Here is a 14398-nt window from a genome sequence, read left to right on the forward strand (position 1 = left end):
TGACTGGAAGAAGCACAAGAAACGTCACGGATATGCGGCGCAGAATTCACTGGTTGCTGACATACCACCCCATGCCTAAATCCGACAGATGCCTTTGAACCCGCCCAGGGTAATCAGATACGATTGCATCCACGCGCAGGTCGATCATCCTGCTTATTTCTTCGTGCTCATTGACGGTCCAAACGGCGACACATAGGCTTAGCTCTTTTGCGAGGGCCACATTTTCTGCTGTCACATCCGCATAGTATGGGCACCAAAGCGAACCACCGGCTTGCTTGACAAGAAGTGGGATTTCGTCGCAGCGACCGCGAAAGTCTGGGCAAACCGCTTTCGAGGAATCCTCGCCTACATCGTCCTCGTTTTCCGGAAGCTGCGTAAGGTAAGAAGACGGCATATCCGGAGCCTGTCGCTGGCATTCCTCTAAAAGGTTCCAGTCAAAACTGTGCAAAACCGCGCGCGAAGATAGACCTTTGGCGCGAACTTCCTGAAGAACTCGCCCAACAAAGCTCTCTCGATAATGCGCATCGTGAGCCAGGTCAGGATCCGACTTCAGTTCGAGCATCAGATACGCATCGCCGTATTTTGGTTCGGTTACCAAATCGAGCAAGTCTATCAGCCTTGGGACACGAACGCCGTCCAGTTGCGCCTGATCCGGGAAGCGTCGGCCATAGGCAGAATGTCCGTCTAACCGTCCAATATCGAATTGCTGGATCTGCTCGAAAGTCAGAGAAGAGACTTTTGGCTCTTCTCCGGAAAGAAACAGGCCATTGGTGTCGCGAAAGTTAGATGCGTGCAGACGATGGTTGTGGGTTATGACCGGAACGTCATCGGCCGTCAGGACAACATCAAATTCAAGAAGCGGTACGCCGATGGACAGTGAGAAATCAAAGCCAATCATGCTGTTTTCAGGTAAAACGCCCCTCGCACCCCGATGGCCCACAACACGGATTAGGTTGTTACCGCCACGAAATGCTTCGACCTGCGGAAACCCCATTAGCTTTCCAGCCTTTCCCCGGTTGAATGGTCAAACAGATGCATGTGTTCGGAGGCGACCGAAAACCGCATATTCGGATGTCGGCCCTCGATCGGATGGACGCCCGGAAGGCTTATTGTGATCGCTCCGCCAACCCCCGCGAGTTGGCCGTGCAACAGAGTATTTGCGCCCAATGGTTCTGCCATCTGAATTGCCGCTTCCAGCGGGCCGTTGTCGGCCAACAGCAGATGCTCTGGGCGGATTCCCAGTTTTAGCTCGGTATCCGGTCCTGCAGACGGACCGACCTCTATTTCACCGATCTTGATTGCCCCGTTTTCACGTCGGGCATCAAACACATTCATCGCAGGGCTGCCAATGAACTGCGCTGCAAACAGGGTTCTCGGCGTTTCGTAAACCTCGAGCGGAGTTCCAATCTGCTCGGCGATACCGCCGTTCATGACGATCATCCTGTCTGCCATCGTCATCGCTTCGACCTGATCATGGGTTACGTAAAGCGAAGTGATGCCCAGCTTCTCTTGAAGCTCACGAATTTCCAGACGCATCTGAACACGCAGTTTAGCGTCCAGGTTCGACAGCGGTTCATCAAACAAGAAGACAGCGGGCTCGCGAACAATAGCCCGACCCATCGCCACCCTCTGACGTTGGCCACCGGAAAGCTGTCTTGGTTTGCGATCCAATAAGGGTTCCAGTTGCAACAGTTTGGCGGCCTCGGTCACCTTCTGGTCGATCTGGTTCTTTGGAAGGCCGGCGATCTTAAGGCCGTAGCCCATATTCTGTCGCACAGACATATGTGGATAGAGTGCATAGTTCTGGAACACCATCGCGATGTCACGATCCATCGGCTCCTTGTCGTTGGCTCGTTCATCCCCAATTCGGATTTCACCCGCAGTCACGGTTTCAAGCCCCGCAACCATCCGCAACAGCGTGGACTTGCCGCAGCCCGAGGGGCCAACGATCACGATGAACTCACCATCCGCAATATCGATATCGATGCCATGGATGACGTCCGTCGGGCCAAAGCTCTTTTTGACGTTCTCTAGGGTTACTGTTGCCATTTCTTACTTCTCGCTATCGACAAGGCCGCGGACAAAGAGCTTTTGCATCGAAACCACCACGATGACCGGTGGGATCATCGCCAGAATGGATGTGGCCATGATGACCGGCCATTCGGCCACATCATCGCCGGAAGGGAACATCTGTTTGATACCCATCACGATGGTATTCATTTCGGGGTCGGTGGTAATCAAAAGCGGCCAGAGATATTGGTTCCATCCATAGATGAAAAGGATCACGAACAGCGCCGCGATGTTGGTCCGGCTCATGGGCACAACAATATCAATGAAGAACCGCATCGGGCGGGCACCATCGACTCGAGCCGCTTCGGCCAGTTCGTCCGGGATCGTTAGAAAGAACTGCCGGAACAGGAACGTTGCCGTGGCCGACGCAATTAGAGGGAAGATCAAACCATAATAACTGTTGAGCATACCGAACCCAGCGACAACTTCGAACGTCGGAACGATACGGACCTCAACCGGCAACATGAGTGTTAGGAAGATCAGCCAAAAGAACGTCGTCCGTCCGGGAAAGCGGAAATAGACAATCGCAAAGGCTGATAGCAGTGAAATGACGATCTTGCCCACCGCAATCCCGATCGCCATCACGAGGCTGTTGAATAGCATAGTGGCGACAGGGACATTCACACCAGAAAACAGCGCGGCCTTGTAGTTTTCCCAGAACTGATCGCCTGGCACCAACGGCATGGGAGGTGTCACGATCTCTGGCTGAGTGACAGTCGACGCCACAAAGGCCAGCCAGATCGGGAAGAAGATGATCAGAACGCCAAGGATCATCATGGTATGGGTCAACCAGATCCCCATGCCACGTTTTTCGACCATTCCGTGTTGTTGGGCTGCCATCAGTAGTGCACCCTTTTTTCCACGTATTTGAATTGGATGACGGTCAGCAGACCAACGACGATAAGCAGGATGACGGACTGAGCGGAGGACGAACCGAGATCTTGTCCAACGAACCCATCCGAGAAGACTTTGTAGACTAGAATGGTCGTCGCCTGCTGTGGGCCACCGCCAGTGATCGTGTGGATGACGCCAAAGGTCTCAAAGAATGCGTAGACAACATTCACCACCAACAAGAAGAACGCGGTTGGAGACAGCAACGGCAACACGATCGTAAAGAACCGGCGCCAGAATCGCGCTCCGTCTATCGCGGCAGCCTCGATCACCGACCTTGGGACCGATTGCAACGCCGCAAAGAAGAACAGGAAGTTATAGCTGATGCGCCCCCAGGCCGAGGCTACAACCACCAGTCCCATGGCCTCGGTGCCGTTCAGGACGTGGTTCCAGTCATAGCCGAGTTGGCCGAGGTACCACGACACGACACCAACGCGCGTGTTGAACATAAACAGCCACAGCACACCTGCCACGGCAGGGGCAACGGCGTAGGGCCAGATCAGCAGCGTCCGGTAAACGCCTGACCCCTTGATCAGGCGATCCGCGATAACGGCCAGAAACAAAGCCGGTATCATTGAGCACAGTGTTACGAGCGTTGAAAACACTGCAGTTGTCACAAACGATGCGCGGTAAAACTTATCGCTCAGCAGGAACTCAAAGTTGCCGAGCCCCACGAATTGGGAAGACAGCCCAAAAGGGTCAGGTATGAACAGAGATTGCCAAACAGCCTGCCCAGCCGGATAGAAAAAGAAAACAGCGGAAATGATGACCTGAGGGGCGATCAGCGCCAATGGCAAAAGCCAGCCGCGGAAAGTGACGCGTTTTTCCATCCTGATAATCCACTGAAGAAAGAAAATGCGGGCCTGCTAAAGGCCCGCATCAAATTAACACTTATTGATTGGCGGATTCGAACCGGCGCAGCAGTGCATCACCGCGCTCTTTTGCGCTGTCCATCGCTTCCTGAGCGGTTTTTTCACCAGACCAGACGGCTTCAAGCTCTTCGTCGATGATGCCGCGGATCTGGTCGAACGATCCCAGACGTAGACCTTTCGAGTTTGCGGTTGGTTCCTTCGCAGTCATCTGGATCACCGCGATATCAGTACCGGGGTTTTGCTCATAGAAACCTGCAGCGCGCGTAACATCGCCTGCGTCCGCCGTGATCGGAAGATAACCAGTATTCTGGTGCCACGAAGCCTGCACGCCTGACGATGACAGGAAGCTGAGGAATTCACCCACGCCCTTGTATGCTTCAGGATCGTGGCCTTCCATCACCCAAAGCGAAGCGCCACCGATAATGGTATTCTGCGGCTCGCTCACCAAGGCTTCCCAATAGGGCAGCGGGCGCACGTCGAACTTGAACTCAGCCTCGGAGCTGATACCGGCGTAACCGGCCGAGCTTTCCGTAAACAACGCGCATTCTCCAGCCCGGAAGTTTGCACCACCTTCGTTTCTACGCCCTGTGTAGATGAATTTGCCATCCTTGGCCCAGTCACCCATTGCCGTCAGATGTGCGACCTGCGCCGGACCGTTCAGCATCAGTTCAGTGTCCAGACCGGCAAAACCGTTGTCCTGCGATGCGAACGGAACGTCGTGATAGGCCGATAGGTTCTCGAGGTGAATCCAGCTCTGCCATGCGGTCACCAGCGGGCAGTCCTCGCCGCCAGCCTTCAGCTGCTCTAGCACATCACCAACCTTTTCCCAGGTCGACAAATCCGTGTCCGGATCAACGCCCGCCGCTTCGAAGGCATCACGATTGACCCACAGAACAGGTGTGGACGAGTTGAAAGGCAGAGACAGCATCTGACCGTCTGTGGTTGTATAGTAGCCTTTGACAGCCCCGATATACGCATCCGGATCAAAGGATGCGCCGCTTTCTGCCATCACTTCATAAACCGGTTTGATCGCACCTTCAGCCGACATCATCGTTGCCGTGCCCACCTCGAAGACCATCAAAATGTGGGGCTGCTCACCGGCACGGAAAGCCGCAATACCTGCGTTCAGAGTTTCCGAGTAGTTACCCTTGTGGCTTTCGACCACGACGAACTCGTCCTGGCTGGCGTTGAACTCTTCAACCTGCGCTTTAACAAGCTCACCCAGTCGGCCGGTGAAGGCGTGCCAGAACTGAACTTCAGTTTGCGCCATCGCCGCCACGGGGGACAACGCAGTAGTTACGGCGAGAGCGCCGAGAAATTGCTTATTCATGATTCCTCCCATGCATCAGTGTTGATGCTTCGTTGAATACCGACCGCAACGCGTAATCAGCACACATGACGATTTCACGACGTTAACGTCACAATTTTATAATTCAAGCATTTAATTTTTGAGAAAAACATAACATAACATTATAAACTTACAAAGCAAACAACGAACCAGGTTCAAAGCATGAGTCAAACTTTGAGGATCCGCCAATTGGAAGCGCTCATGGCAGTTTCTACAAATGGGTCGGTCACTGCTGCAGCTACGGATCTTGGGATAAGCCAGCCTGCGGTCAGCAGACTGCTTTCTGATCTGGAAAAATCGCTTGGCTTTCAACTTTTTGATCGCCGTGAAGGTCGCTTAGTGCCTTCGCAGGAAGTGCGTTATCTGCAACCCAGCGTAGAGCGTGTTTTGGAATTGATGAAGCAGATCTCGGATGTCAGTCAGGACATAACGCAACGCAAAGCGGGACACATCCGCATCGCATGCTTGCCCGGGTTCGCCACCAGTCACCTTCCTAACGTCATCGCCACGTTTTTAGAAGATCGGCCAGGTGTAACTATGACGATCGAGCCTGACAGACCGGAACGCATTCTCGAGTGGATGATCGGTGAGCAATATGATTTCGGAATCACAGACAGCTTTAACGGGCATCCGGCCGTCGAAAGCAGAGACATCGATGTCCGTACGGTTTGCGTGTTTCCTACCGGACATGAATTGGAAAAACTCTCCGAGGTGACACCTACGGATCTTGCAAATGCCAAGATTATTCACACACGGCGCGACAGCGTTTTTTTTGGACAACTTTCAAAAGCGTTTCAAAACGCCAGCGTCAAACTGAATTCCCACATTGAAGTCAGGCAGTTCACGGCGGCTTGTGAATTGGCGGTAAAAGGTGTCGGGATTTCCGTAGTGAGCGAGTTGGACGCCGTTCAATATGCAGACAACGGATTGAGCTACCGACCGTTCAAACCGCTCCTGTCACACACACTTTCCCTTGTGCGCCCGATTTTGAAGCAACCGTCACTGGTGACGCTTGAGTTTATCGAGCAGTTTCGAGAGAGCCTGGCACCGTTCAAGGCGGATAAACTCCGTCATTGATTGCAAGGTTGCAAACGCTAATGTTAGCCGCCAGCAAGCCGCTCGTTTTCTATCTTAATAGATAAAACCAAATCTTGAGCGTTTGGAAAAGCCACCAAGATCGACCTCGCCTAACAGCCAAAAGCGGCGAAAAACCGAGTGGTTATGCAGTTGAGCTTGGATGATCTAGCTCCTAACCCTAGGCTACTCTAGTGCCCGCTTTGTCCACTCCTTGCACTTTACCCGACAAACTCTCGTTGCGTGTGGCACGAATGGCTGGTTTTCACGCCGCGTCGCCGAGCCAGCTATGATGCGCATACAGCAAAAACTGTGCTACTTGCGCGCGCAGCGAAAAAAGTGAACTCACAGGTTGGGCTCGCTGCCATCATTCTCTGCGGTGTACTCCGACTGGAAGTAAGAGCCCAAATGGATAATGCTGCGACCGGCGCGAATGTCTGCTTTGATCATACGCTGGTGTTTCAGGTATTTGTTAGATTTCCTGCCATAGGTCGTTTTCCTGCCTGCATTGCCGAATTTTCAAGTTAACCTCGTTGGAGGCCATCCAGTGAGAAAAACGAATGCCACCAATAGACCTGATTGCCCTACGCCATGAATTTCACAGAATGCCCGAACTCGGGTTTGCTGAAGAAAACACGAAAGCACGGGTTGCAGGCATCCTAGAAGATCTCGGAATCGAGACCCATGTCGGCGCGGGTGTTGTTGGTGTCTTGAAACGCGGGACAGGCAATCGCGCCATCGGTCTAAGAGCTGACATGGACGCACTGCCGATACATGAGGCAAGCAGCCATGACTATGTCTCACAGACGGCTGGTGTGATGCATGCGTGTGGGCATGACGGCCATATGACCATGCTCTTGGGCGCGGCGGCAGCCCTTGCTGAAGAGCCCGATTTCGATGGCACGGTGCTGTTCATTTTCCAACCCAACGAGGAGCACGGATTGGGCGCGCAAGCCATGATTGCCGAGGGTGTGCTGGAGCGTTTTCCCGTTGAGGAAGTCTATGCCATTCACAATCTTCCTGCCGCGCCAGTGGGGCAGATTTCCACTCGGCCCGGTCAAATCTGTTCGAGCGAAAGCTTGTTTGAGATACTGATCGAAGGACAAGGAGGTCACGCCTCCATGCCGCAGGTTGGGCGGGATGCGATCACCATCGGGGCAGAGATTGTGCAGGCCTTGCAAACCATCGTCTCGCGCAAGCTTGCTCCGGGCGCAGGTGTTGTCATTTCGGTGACGGAATTCCTGACCGATGGTCAGCGCAATGTCCTTCCTGGTGTCGCAACCCTCAAGGGGGATGTGCGCGCACGGATGCCCGAAGATCGCGAGGAGGTCGCGCGCCTTATGCGCCAGCTTGTGGACGGTATCGGAGCCGCCCACGGCGTAAAAGTATCTATGACATTCAACACAGAATTCATCGAGACGATCAATGCCCCGGAACAAACTCGCGCAGTCGTAGACGCGGCTCTCGCCTTGGGGCTGGAGACTGAAGGCAACCGCGAACCCATGAGTTTCTCAGAGGATTTCGCACATTTCTCGGCTGCTGTTCCAGGGTGCTTCTTGCTGCTCGGCAACGGGCAAGAGGGGCCGTGTGGCCAGCCACTCCATTCGGACGATTATGATTTCAACGATGATCTGTTGCCAATTGGGGTCGCGTTTTGGGCGCAACTGGTGCGTGACCGCCTGCCGGTAGCCGGAAACGGATGCGATTAACCATGTTCGATTCCCGTATGAATACGCTTCGCGTTGAAATGGGCAAAAAAGGCCTTGATGTCGCTTTCATCACCGATGACGACAATGTCTATTACCTGACGGGGTACTACGACTATTTGCATATGGAATTTGGCCGCCCGACCATATTGGTGGTGCCGCGCGACGGCCCCAGCCTGTTGATCACACCCACGATTGACCTCAACACGGCTCAATCTGCGGCGCGTGTAGACAGGATTGCGGCATGGAATGACGGAATGGGGGCGGAATGGCGCGCTGAATTGCCTGCCGCCGTCAAAGGTGCCAGGCGAATTGGAATAGAGTCCAATCACATGCCAGCCCTTGTGCGCGCATATGTTGATGAACTGGTTGATGCGCAAAATCTCACCTCAATCACACCGATCCTGTCCGAGATGCGGATGATCAAATCCGACCGAGAACTACTGCTTGCCCGCCATGCAGGTCAGGTCGCAAACGCCATGATGAACGCCGGTCGCGCTGCCATCGGGGATGGTGTGCCGGAATACGAAGTAGCCCTTGCCACATCGCAAGCAGGAACGCGCAAAGCGGCAGAACTTCTGAGCGCCTATTACGATGACGCCGATATGTCACCGAATACGCACTTCCTGCAAATCATGGCTTCGGGCGAGGCAATCACAAAGACCCATCACCGCGCCACCACACGTATCATGCGGCGCGGCGAGCCGGTGTTCCTCTGTTTCTGCGGCATGACTAATTTTCACCGCTTCAAGCTGGGCTTTGATCGAACCTTTTGGATTGGCGAGATTAGTGACCCGTCTCAGGCCGCGGTCTATGAGGTCGCACTGGCCAGTCAGCAAGCCGCGCTTAATGCGTTGCGCCCCGGTGCGACAGCAGAAAGCGTTCACGCTGCATATGCAGAAGTTATTCAAGGTGCAGGATACGAGTATCCTTTTCGTTGCGGTCGTGCGACAGGTTTCAGTTTTCTGGAAGCTCCACAATTGGTCACCGGCGAAACAACAATGCTTCAGCCAGGCATGGTTTTTGCAGTGGATGGATCTGTGTCAGTAGATACCTTCCGCGCCCAGATCGGTGACAGCTTTATCATAACGCAAGACGGTTATGAGCCAGTGACCAATCATCCAAAGACAATTGATCAACTCATCTTGTGATCCGTCTTGAATAGCCAGCCCAATTTTAGTGACGGTGCTCTTATTGATAGCAAAGCGGCCATTAGTTCTGATGCGGCGAAAGCTCACTTTGTCCGCTAAGCCGGAATTGCAAAGTCTTGGATTGAATGTCCGGTTTGGGCTGCGACCGGCCAACAACGCAGACCGCAGAGAACGGCAATATTGAGCCAACCCAGCCATCGCAAATTCGTGCTGCACGCGCACGCAGCAAGGATTGTTCTTCAGGCACGCAAGTATTCGTGTCGCATTGCAATGGAAAACCAGACGTCCCGCCAACGGATGAATTCAGTGCCCAATTTCACCGTACGCGAAATTGGCAGCAAGCAAACATCACATTTGACTAGCTGTTTAACGCTAGAAAGCAATTCGAAGGGAGCGTTTAACCATGCCGTAACCACCCGCCATCAGGCCGGAAATTGTTCCATTCTCGATGTCCAGATCAACTTTTATCAAGCTCGGACTCGCCGGGTTCATAAACACCCCTTGTTCGATTTGAAATGATCGTTGAGATGATCCGACAAAGTCGTGCAATACACATGCTAAGGGCCCCGCAGCCATCCCCGTCGCGGCTTCTTCCTCAATCGCGTATCGGGGCGCAAACATGCGGGTTGTAGCGTCTCGGTCGGCCGCCGATGGGTCTCTTGTGAAGACGTAGTAGCCGATCAAATCCAGTCGTTCGCTGATTTGCGTGATTTTGGCAAAATCTGGTTTCACATTGGCAAGACCATCGGCATCAGCGAGGCCGATGACAATGAAACTGTTACCGGTATTGACTAAAATCGGTGGTATTTCCTGATCAAGGTGATGTCTGCTGATCCCAAGGGAGTTCAGTACATCGTCGATGCTTACACCTTTTTCCACCCATTCCTCTGGTATCGCGTATTTTGGGGCTAGCTGTTCCATATAGGCGGCGCCCTCTTTCATTAGTATGCGCCTTGGCCCATCAACTGTCTCCTTCGAGGTGTTGGGATTGGGAATCCGGCCCAGCGCGTCAAGGTGAGAGAAGGCGGCAATTGTTGCATGACCGCAATGAGCGATGCGCCTGTTCGGTGTGAAGAAATCCAGTTTGAAGCCCTCAGTCTTGGACTGCGACACAAAGGCCGTTTCGGACAATCCAACCCTTGCCGCGACGGTTTGCATATCCTGTTCGCCCAATTTATCAGCGTCCAGAACGACGCCTGCGGGATTTCCACCGGCGCCACCGTCGACAAAGCCGTGTACGATTTCAACCTTTACCTGTCTGACAGTATTTGCTTGCGTATTCATTGGTTTTCTCCATGCGTCGGTCGCACCTTTGAGCATGGTGCGGCCAGTTTTAGGTCAGTTGCTGGTGGCGGTGATGCGGTTCAGAAAGGCGGTCATTTGCGCTGCAATCTCTGGCCCATATTCTTCCAGCGCGAAGTGACCCGTATTGAGCAGATGAAAATCGAGATCATTCAGATCGCGTTGAAAGGGATAGGCGCCTTCGACCGGAAAAATGTGATCATTCTTACCCCACATCAGCAGTGCCGGGGGTTGATGCTCGCGAAACAGCGCTTGCCATTTTGGGTACTCTGCAACGTTGGTGCCGTAGTCCAGGAAGAGTTCAAGTTGCACTTCTTGATTACCTTCGCGGTCGAGCAGGTATTGGACATGCCAATAATTGTCGGGACTGATCAGTTCCGGTTTTTTAACACCGTGGGTGAACTGCCATTTGGTTGCATCCAGAGTGAGGAATCCACGAAGCTGGTCGCCGTTCTCTTGCGATGGCTCGGCCCAATAGGCTTTGATTGGATCCCAGAACTCGCGCAGCCCTTCTTCATAAGCATTCCCGTTTTGAATGATGAAGCCCGTGACCCGTTCAGGCTGCTCCGCAAACATTCGGAAACCAACCGGGGCACCATAGTCCATCAAATAGACCGAGTACTGTTCGACACCCTTCCGGTCGAGCAGCGATGTCATCATTTCGGAGATATTCGCGAAGGAATACTCGAAGCCTTCGGCCATTGGCATTTCCGATGCTCCAAATCCGGGAAAATCGGGTGCGATCACGTGGTAGTGCTTGGCCAGTTCAGGTATAAGGTTGCGGAACATATGTGATGAGGTCGGAAAGCCGTGAAGCAGCAGGACAGTAGGTCTGTTTGGATCTCCGGCTTCACGATAGGCGATAGCGATGTCGCCGATTTCTTCCGTGCGGAAGCTGACGGCTTGCGTAGATTCAATTCCAGTCTCTGCGGCAATAGCAGGGACTGGTGCCCATGGCCCAGCAATGGAAAATGCGAGAATGCTGGCGCTCAGGGCAGTTTTCAATTTGTGTGACATGGATGTTTCCTTTCTTCAGGTTACGGCGTGCGCGCTTGAGCGCGCGGCGCTTGATATCGTTCAGTTTTGCTGACCCAGTGCCTCTTCGAGCTTTGCGTTTCGAGCTTTCAGTGCTTCCAGCTCGGTGCGAAGCGGGACGAGGTAATCTTCAAATTCTTCAAGGGTCAGGCGTTGGGGGATGTGCTGCGGGCAGTTCCAGTCCATTGCCTCAAGCTTGATCACAATCGCCCGCTCAGGATGAGCGCGATAGCCCGGCTCACTCAGGCGTTGCATCAGTACCGGATCGGCCTCGGCATCAATGAGTTTCGCCCGACCCCAGATCTTGAGGCGTCGCTGATTGGGATAATCCATCAGGATCAGCGAGACTCGGTCATTGCCCAGCAGATTCCCGGTGCTGAGATATTGCCGGTTGCCGCGGAAATCGGTGTAGGCAAGTGTCCGTTCATCCAGCACTTTCAGAAAACCCGCAGGTCCACCGCGAAATTGTACATAGGGCCAGCCAGTTTCTGAAACCGTTGCCTGATAGAAGCCGTCCCTTTGCGCGATGAAACTGGCCTCAACCGCGCTGATCAAGTCCTCCTGGCGCGTGCCAGCCAGAAAGTTCGCGTAACCGTTCGCCGAGCCATTTTTTGCCTGCGTTTCGCGCACGGAGGGCGTGAAGCTGATCTCTGCAAAGGGTCGTGCCATTGAATACTCCATCTCGGTCTGGGCGATGCCTTGGGACTGAGGTGAAGTTAATTGGGGCTTTCAAGTTGCGGAATTTGGATATTTTGCAATATATTATTCTAAAAAACGGAATAATGTCTTGGACAAGTTTCACGCGTTAAACGTCTTTGTGAAGGTCGCCGAACTGAAAGGTTTCGCCGCTGCGGCCCGCGACCTCAACATGTCACCACCGACAGTGACCCGAATGGTTTCTATGCTTGAGGACAGCCTCGGGCTACGTCTTTTTGTACGCACAACGCGTTCGGTGATGCTGACTGATAGCGGGCAAAGGTTTTTTGAGGATGCCAGACGTATTCTGGCTGACCTTGAAGAGGCCGAGCGCGCCGCTGTCGGTTCCTATGCCGAACCGACCGGGGAAATTAGTGTTACTGCATCAGTATTGTTTGGCCGTATGTTCGTCACTCCAATATTGGGCGAGTTTCTGGATCAGTATCCAAAGCTCTCGGCGCGCACGCTCTATGTGGACCGCGTGGTCAATCTGATTGATGAGGGTCTCGACGTCGGGATCAGAATTGGCAACCTCGCTGATTCCAGTTTGATGGCTGTCAGGTGTGGTACGGTGAGGCAGGTCGTGTTTGCTTCCCGTAAATATCTTGACCAATATGGCGAACCAGACACGCCCGATGATTTATCCCGCCACGCAATCATTAATTCAACTGCCTTGAATGCATCGGGCCAATGGCATTTTCAACGGGGCAGAAAGACTGTTACCAAACGCATGAGCCCACGTATCAGCATGAACACAAATGACGCTGTGATCGAGTTGGCCTTGCAAGGTCATGGTGTTGGACGGCTTCTGTCCTATCAAGTGGCACCCTACATCGCAGATGGGCGGCTCAAGACTGTTCTAAAGTCGTATGAACCACCCGAGGTTCCCATCCATCTTGTGCATCAAGAGGGACGAACCGTGTCTGCGAAGGTGCGCGCCTTTGTCGATTTTGCAGTCGAGCGCCTCAAATCCAATCCCCTACTTGGCTAACACAGGAAACAGGTTTGAGCGTGCTACCATCAAAAGGCGAGTTCGCGCTATTCTGCCGCCGCTGTGACCGAGGCGGTCCATGCATTTGTCACAAAGGCATCATCCAGAGCTGTGTCCGCCACATGGTTCGTATAGTTCGACAGGACTTTCAAAGCGGTGCCAAGGATGACTTCCAACAAGGTTTGGCGTGTGTAGCCTGCCGTCAGAAACGCCTCGACCTGAGCGTCGCTGGGCCAGCCTCGGCTTTCGTTGATCACGATGGCGAATTTGCGCAGTGCTTCCAATTTGGGGTCGGCGATAGGGCCGCCATCACGTAGTGCTGCGATGACGTCCTCGGGGACTCCTGCCATCTGCGAAAGCGTGGTATGGGCGGCCATGCAGTACTTGCACCCGTTCAACCGGTTGTTGGTCATAAGGATGATCTGGCGCTCGGTTTCTGACAGGCTGGTCTTTCCGAAGATGCTGGAAAGTGTCGTGTAGCCTTCAAGAATTGCAGGGGCTTCGGCCATGGCCGCATAAAGGTTGGGCACAAAGCCATACCCTTTCAGCGATGCTTCCAGAATTGGTTTCGCGGCGTCAGGGGCAGAGGCGATTGTATAGGTCTCAAAATCAGTCATGTCTGGTTTCCTTTGGGCAAAGCCTTCGACGCACGCGAATTGTGTGCGAGCGTGGCGTTTTGGAGAAATGCCGGTCTTTTGGGAGGGGCGAGGCAGCGGTGACTCCGACCGGCAAAAGCCACCAAATTCCTCAATCAAAGGCTGCTGACAGGCGTGCGGTGGATGTCTGTCCACTTGGCATGGGCGCCTTGGATCACGGTCTCTTTGTCCTCAAGGTACTTCTTGAAGATGTCCTCATTCACAAAGAGATAAAGCTTGTCGTCCACGATATCGGCATACCGAACATCGCCATCAAGCTTCTTGCCTACATAGACGCCAAAGGCGCAGAACCCGCCGAATTGAGGCAGATGTGCCGTCGGATCCGCCTCGAATGTGGCTTGCGCTGCCTGCGACGCAAAATAGTAGTCCACTCCATCATGGGCCGATGTAAAAGTGGCGTTGCCCATTTCGGGTTTTTCGGCTTCAAACATCGATACAGGATCGACGCCATGCATGCCGAGGGGCTGCCCGGTCAAGGTAAGACTGTTCGAAACGTTGTATTCATCGTCAGCCAATGCCGCCGCCGCTAGGGCGAGAGTCAACGCTGTTGTAAGTGCGGGAAACGTAAAGATGCTTGTCATGATATGTCCTTTCAGGAAGTCAGGA

The 14398-nt window shown here is 53.6% G+C and carries 14 protein-coding genes; 4 read left to right on the top strand and 10 right to left on the bottom strand.

Annotated features, from left to right (window positions below):
• Positions 1-46: 46 nt before the first annotated feature.
• The 5 genes from ACR0IV_RS10820 to ugpB all read right to left on the bottom strand — a co-directional run bounded on the left by ACR0IV_RS10820 (position 47) and on the right by ugpB (position 5163).
• Positions 47-994, bottom strand: coding sequence for a glycerophosphodiester phosphodiesterase family protein (locus tag ACR0IV_RS10820; protein ID WP_480659074.1), 948 nt, complete (start codon positions 992-994; stop codon positions 47-49).
• On the bottom strand, positions 994-2049 hold the full coding sequence (gene ugpC, locus ACR0IV_RS10825) for a sn-glycerol-3-phosphate ABC transporter ATP-binding protein UgpC (RefSeq protein ID WP_480659075.1): 1056 nt from the start codon (positions 2047-2049) through the stop codon (positions 994-996). Before ugpC ends, ACR0IV_RS10820 begins: the two co-directional genes overlap by 1 nt.
• 3 nt (positions 2050-2052) lie before the next feature.
• A complete protein-coding gene (gene ugpE / locus ACR0IV_RS10830) occupies positions 2053-2889 on the bottom strand; it encodes a sn-glycerol-3-phosphate ABC transporter permease UgpE (protein ID WP_480659412.1) in 837 nt (278 codons plus the stop codon).
• A gap of 20 nt (positions 2890-2909) precedes the next feature.
• Positions 2910-3791, bottom strand: a complete 882-nt coding sequence (ugpA, locus tag ACR0IV_RS10835) for a sn-glycerol-3-phosphate ABC transporter permease UgpA (RefSeq protein ID WP_155150415.1) — start codon at positions 3789-3791, stop codon at positions 2910-2912.
• A 61-nt stretch (positions 3792-3852) separates the two neighbouring features.
• Entirely contained in the window at positions 3853-5163 is a 1311-nt protein-coding gene (ugpB, locus tag ACR0IV_RS10840) for a sn-glycerol-3-phosphate ABC transporter substrate-binding protein UgpB (protein WP_480659076.1), read from the bottom strand.
• Positions 5164-5343: 180 nt separating this feature from the next.
• On the opposite strand from ugpB, the gene ACR0IV_RS10845 reads away from it, so the two are divergent.
• From ACR0IV_RS10845 to ACR0IV_RS10855, 3 genes are all read left to right on the top strand, one after another.
• Positions 5344-6258: a LysR substrate-binding domain-containing protein gene (locus ACR0IV_RS10845; RefSeq protein ID WP_480659077.1), complete on the top strand. Its 915-nt coding sequence runs from the start codon at positions 5344-5346 to the stop codon at positions 6256-6258.
• A 557-nt stretch (positions 6259-6815) separates the two neighbouring features.
• A complete protein-coding gene (locus ACR0IV_RS10850; RefSeq protein WP_480659078.1) occupies positions 6816-7964 on the top strand; it encodes an amidohydrolase in 1149 nt (382 codons plus the stop codon).
• A 2-nt stretch (positions 7965-7966) separates the two neighbouring features.
• Positions 7967-9112 carry a M24 family metallopeptidase gene (locus ACR0IV_RS10855; RefSeq protein WP_480659080.1) on the top strand — a complete coding sequence of 382 codons (1146 nt, stop codon included), beginning with the start codon at positions 7967-7969 and terminating at the stop codon, positions 9110-9112.
• Positions 9113-9484: 372 nt separating this feature from the next.
• On the opposite strand, the gene ACR0IV_RS10860 is transcribed toward ACR0IV_RS10855, so the two are convergent.
• Genes ACR0IV_RS10860 through ACR0IV_RS10870 form a run of 3 tightly spaced genes read right to left on the bottom strand, consistent with a single transcriptional unit; the run spans position 9485 to position 12118 of the window.
• Positions 9485-10396, bottom strand: coding sequence for a PhzF family phenazine biosynthesis protein (locus ACR0IV_RS10860; RefSeq protein WP_480659081.1), 912 nt, complete (start codon positions 10394-10396; stop codon positions 9485-9487).
• 54 nt (positions 10397-10450) lie between these two features.
• A complete protein-coding gene (locus ACR0IV_RS10865) occupies positions 10451-11431 on the bottom strand; it encodes an alpha/beta fold hydrolase (RefSeq protein ID WP_480659082.1) in 981 nt (326 codons plus the stop codon).
• A gap of 60 nt (positions 11432-11491) precedes the next feature.
• The gene (locus ACR0IV_RS10870) at positions 11492-12118 is read right to left on the bottom strand and encodes a pyridoxamine 5'-phosphate oxidase family protein (protein ID WP_480659084.1); all 627 of its coding nucleotides are present in this window, start codon (positions 12116-12118) and stop codon (positions 11492-11494) included.
• Between the two features lie 118 nt (positions 12119-12236).
• Here ACR0IV_RS10870 and ACR0IV_RS10875 point away from each other — a divergent pair, with 118 nt between their 5' ends.
• On the top strand, positions 12237-13136 hold the full coding sequence (locus tag ACR0IV_RS10875) for a LysR family transcriptional regulator (protein WP_480659086.1): 900 nt from the start codon (positions 12237-12239) through the stop codon (positions 13134-13136).
• A gap of 47 nt (positions 13137-13183) precedes the next feature.
• On the opposite strand, the gene ACR0IV_RS10880 is transcribed toward ACR0IV_RS10875, so the two are convergent.
• Together ACR0IV_RS10880 and ACR0IV_RS10885 are read right to left on the bottom strand one after the other, a co-directional pair.
• Complete coding sequence (locus ACR0IV_RS10880; protein ID WP_480659087.1) at positions 13184-13753, bottom strand: carboxymuconolactone decarboxylase family protein; 570 nt, start codon at positions 13751-13753, stop codon at positions 13184-13186.
• 134 nt (positions 13754-13887) lie between these two features.
• Positions 13888-14373 carry a YHS domain-containing (seleno)protein gene (locus ACR0IV_RS10885; RefSeq protein WP_480659088.1) on the bottom strand — a complete coding sequence of 162 codons (486 nt, stop codon included), beginning with the start codon at positions 14371-14373 and terminating at the stop codon, positions 13888-13890.
• Between the last annotated feature and the right edge of the window lie 25 nt (positions 14374-14398).

This window comes from Ruegeria sp. C2 (assembly GCF_056537765.1).

What these genes read in the sequence shown, in the direction of transcription:
- ACR0IV_RS10855 (WP_480659080.1), top strand. Translation starts at nt 7,967, where the DNA reads ATGTTCGATTCCCGTATGAATACGCTTCGCGTTGAAATGGGCAAAAAA.
- ACR0IV_RS10870 (WP_480659084.1), bottom strand. Translation starts at nt 12,118, where the DNA reads ATGGCACGACCCTTTGCAGAGATCAGCTTCACGCCCTCCGTGCGCGAA.
- ACR0IV_RS10820 (WP_480659074.1), bottom strand. Translation starts at nt 994, where the DNA reads ATGGGGTTTCCGCAGGTCGAAGCATTTCGTGGCGGTAACAACCTAATC.
- ACR0IV_RS10880 (WP_480659087.1), bottom strand. Translation starts at nt 13,753, where the DNA reads ATGACTGATTTTGAGACCTATACAATCGCCTCTGCCCCTGACGCCGCG.
- ugpC (WP_480659075.1), bottom strand. Translation starts at nt 2,049, where the DNA reads ATGGCAACAGTAACCCTAGAGAACGTCAAAAAGAGCTTTGGCCCGACG.
- ACR0IV_RS10860 (WP_480659081.1), bottom strand. Translation starts at nt 10,396, where the DNA reads ATGAATACGCAAGCAAATACTGTCAGACAGGTAAAGGTTGAAATCGTA.
- ACR0IV_RS10850 (WP_480659078.1), top strand. Translation starts at nt 6,816, where the DNA reads ATGCCACCAATAGACCTGATTGCCCTACGCCATGAATTTCACAGAATG.
- ACR0IV_RS10885 (WP_480659088.1), bottom strand. Translation starts at nt 14,373, where the DNA reads ATGACAAGCATCTTTACGTTTCCCGCACTTACAACAGCGTTGACTCTC.
- ugpB (WP_480659076.1), bottom strand. Translation starts at nt 5,163, where the DNA reads ATGAATAAGCAATTTCTCGGCGCTCTCGCCGTAACTACTGCGTTGTCC.
- ugpE (WP_480659412.1), bottom strand. Translation starts at nt 2,889, where the DNA reads ATGGTCGAAAAACGTGGCATGGGGATCTGGTTGACCCATACCATGATG.
- ACR0IV_RS10865 (WP_480659082.1), bottom strand. Translation starts at nt 11,431, where the DNA reads ATGTCACACAAATTGAAAACTGCCCTGAGCGCCAGCATTCTCGCATTT.
- ugpA (WP_155150415.1), bottom strand. Translation starts at nt 3,791, where the DNA reads ATGGAAAAACGCGTCACTTTCCGCGGCTGGCTTTTGCCATTGGCGCTG.
- ACR0IV_RS10845 (WP_480659077.1), top strand. Translation starts at nt 5,344, where the DNA reads ATGAGTCAAACTTTGAGGATCCGCCAATTGGAAGCGCTCATGGCAGTT.